General features: G+C 34.9%; 3 protein-coding genes and 1 pseudogene. 2 read left to right on the top strand and 2 right to left on the bottom strand.

What is annotated here, in order from left to right:
• Positions 1-222, bottom strand: a pseudogene (locus tag PHI38_RS09890) (aspartate carbamoyltransferase); the annotation flags it as partial.
• A 14-nt stretch (positions 223-236) separates the two neighbouring features.
• Entirely contained in the window at positions 237-893 is a 657-nt protein-coding gene (gene bioD, locus PHI38_RS09895; RefSeq protein WP_299855664.1) for a dethiobiotin synthase, read from the bottom strand.
• A gap of 60 nt (positions 894-953) precedes the next feature.
• Here bioD and clpS point away from each other — a divergent pair, with 60 nt between their 5' ends.
• Positions 954-1253: an ATP-dependent Clp protease adapter ClpS gene (gene clpS, locus PHI38_RS09900; RefSeq protein WP_299855666.1), complete on the top strand. Its 300-nt coding sequence runs from the start codon at positions 954-956 to the stop codon at positions 1251-1253.
• Positions 1253-3077, top strand: a 1825-nt coding sequence (locus tag PHI38_RS09905) for an AAA family ATPase (protein WP_299855668.1), incomplete at its 3' end; no start/stop codon positions are given. The genes clpS and PHI38_RS09905, both read left to right, overlap by 1 nt.

The raw sequence follows: 3077 nt of genomic DNA on the forward strand, positions 1-3077 counted from the left end.
GGAGCTATTTGCAACATCAAGATGAACTATCTCTGCACCAAGCCTCTTTGCTGCTATCTCAAAAGAGCTTCTTGTTCTTGTTGAGTTTTCAAAAAAGAGTGTTATTATGATTTTATCTCTGAGTATTTTATCAAATCTACCATCACTAAAAAGCTCTGCATCTGCTAAAATAGACTCTATCTCTTTAGTCGTAAAATCATCTGTGCGGATTAAATGTTTCATATCACTCTTTTTTTTTAAATAGTTGGCAAATTATACAAGACATCACATATTTTTTCAATATCACGGTTTACTTTAAGTACCTCAAAATCAGTTTTTAAGAAGTAAGGCTCTGAAATTTCACCAAAACTCTCATCACCGCCTTTACAGTTAAATGCAACTACATGTGGTATCTTTTTTACCTCTAATGCCCCTTTACTCAAAAGCGTATCATTTATGCAACCAAGTGAGCAGTGCGTAACTAAAAGTGCTACAGAGTTTAACATCTTTATCAAATCTATCATCATGTACTTATCATCTATAGGAACATAAAGTCCGCCAGCACCTTCGATGATAATCAAATCACAAAAAGCTTCTAGCTCATCTATCTTTTTTAGGACTGTTTTTATATCAAATATAGTGTTATTTGATGCAACATAAGGTGAAGCCGCTAGCTCGTAAGTTATAGGAGCGATATCTTCAACTTCAAGGTGCCACAGCTTTGGATTTAACTCTTTTATAAGCTCTAAAAGCTCTTCAGCGTCGGTTGCATACCCATTTACAACGCCACTCTCAATAGGTTTTATAACTCCAACTTTTATACCTCGCGAAGCAAACTCTCGCAGGAGCATTTTTGTAGTGTAAGTCTTACCTATATCTGTATTTGTTGCGGTAACAAAAATTCGCTTGGTCATAGTTATCCCAATTTCGTTATAATTTATAAACTCTTAACTAAAAAATATTATAGGAAAATTATGGCAACAAATACCGATTTAGAAACTAAAGAGAGGGTAAAGGTTAAGTACCCAAAAAGGTACAAAGTACTCCTTTTAAATGATGACTATACATCAATGGAGTTTGTTATAGATGTTTTAATTACAATATTTCATAAAAGTTATGAACAGGCACATGAAATAATGCTTGAAATACATGAAAAAACAAAAGGCATTTGTGGAATATATACACATGAGATTGCGGAGACAAAAGTCATGCAAGTACATAAAAAAGCTAGGGATAATGGTTTCCCACTTAGAGCGACAATGGAGGAAGAGTAATGATTAGCTACTCACTTAATGAAATTTTCCAAAAAGCAATTCTTTATGCAAAAGAGTTACGACATGAGTACATAACGATAGAACATCTTTTCTATCAAATATTAAACTCTCCTGAGGGTATAAAAATAATCTTTGCTTGCGGTGGTGACGCCCAAGAGATGAGAGATATTATAAAGAAGTATATAGATACAAACAGCCAAACTCTTCCGCTTAATATTAATGAAGAACCTTTTGAGAGTGTTGCGCTCTCAAGATTGATTGACAATATGATTAAACATATACAAAGTTCAAATCAGCAAAGTGCCGATATAGGAGATTTATTAGTTGCTATTTATGATGAAGTGAACTCTTTTGCCTATATTCTTTTAAATGAGTACAAAATCACAAGACTTGATATCTTAGAAGTTATCTCAAACCTTGATGAAAAAGAGCCAACTAAAGAGAGTGAGTCATACTTACAAAAATACGCAATAAACCTTCTTAAAAAAGCTAAAGAGGGTAAAATAGACCCAGTAATAGGCAGAGACGATGAGATACAAAGAGTTACTCAGATTCTTTGTCGCAGAAAGAAAAACAACCCTATCTTAGTAGGAGAAGCAGGAGTTGGTAAAACTGCTATTGCAGAGGGTTTAGCGCTAAATATCGTTGCAAAAAAAGTACCTCTTATCATACAAGACAGCCAACTTTTTGCACTAGACTTGGGAGCGATGCTCGCTGGAACAAAATATAGAGGTGATTTTGAAAAACGTTTAAAAGGCGTTATGGACGAATTAAAAGGCATTAAAAATGCAATTTTATTTATAGATGAGATTCATACACTCATAGGTGCTGGTTCTACAAGTGGCTCTATGGACGCAGCAAATCAGCTAAAACCTGCTCTTGCTTCTGGAGAACTTAAGTGCATGGGTGCAACAACATTTGCAGAGTATAGAAACGGTTTTGAAAAAGACAAAGCTCTAAGCAGAAGATTCTCAAAAATAGATATAAATGAGCCATCAATTGAGACAAGCTACAAGATTTTAAAAGGTTTAAAGAGCAAATATGAAGAGCATCACAATGTAACATATACAGATGGCGCTCTAAGAGCTGCTGTTGAGTTGTCAAAAAGATATCTAACAGATAAGTTTTTGCCAGATAAAGCAATAGATCTTATAGATGAGTGTGCGGCCTCTTTTCATCTAAAGAAAGTAAAAAGAAGAGTAGTCTCGGCAACTGATATTCAAAACACCATCTCTAAAATTGTAGGCATCTCAAATCATAGCGTTACAAAAGATGAAACACTCTCTCTAATGCACTTAGAAGAGAAATTAAAACAGAGGGTTATAGGGCAAGACAGAGCTGTTGCAGAGGTAACAAAAGCTATTAAAATCTCTAAAGCTGGATTAACACCACAGAACAAACCTATAGCATCGTTTCTTTTCTCAGGTCCAACAGGAGTTGGAAAAACAGAACTAGCTCTTAGCCTAAGTGAAGTACTTGGCATAAATTTTGAGAGATTTGATATGAGCGAATATATGGAAAAACACGCTCTAAGCCGTCTTATAGGAGCGCCTCCTGGATATGTTGGATATGAGCAAGGCGGACTACTAACAGAAGCTATAAAGAAACATCCATATACAGTTTTACTGCTTGATGAGATAGAAAAAGCACATCCAGATTTAGTCAATATACTGCTTCAAATCATGGATAACGCTACACTAACTGATAACAACGGATACAAAGCAAATTTCCAAAATGTCATACTAATCATGACATCAAACATTGGCGCAACTGCTAGAAGTGTAATGGGCTTTAACAAAGACTCTTCATTAGCAAAAAATGAGG

This window comes from Sulfurimonas sp. (assembly GCF_028694895.1).
In the GTDB taxonomy this organism is placed as follows: domain Bacteria; phylum Campylobacterota; class Campylobacteria; order Campylobacterales; family Sulfurimonadaceae; genus Sulfurimonas.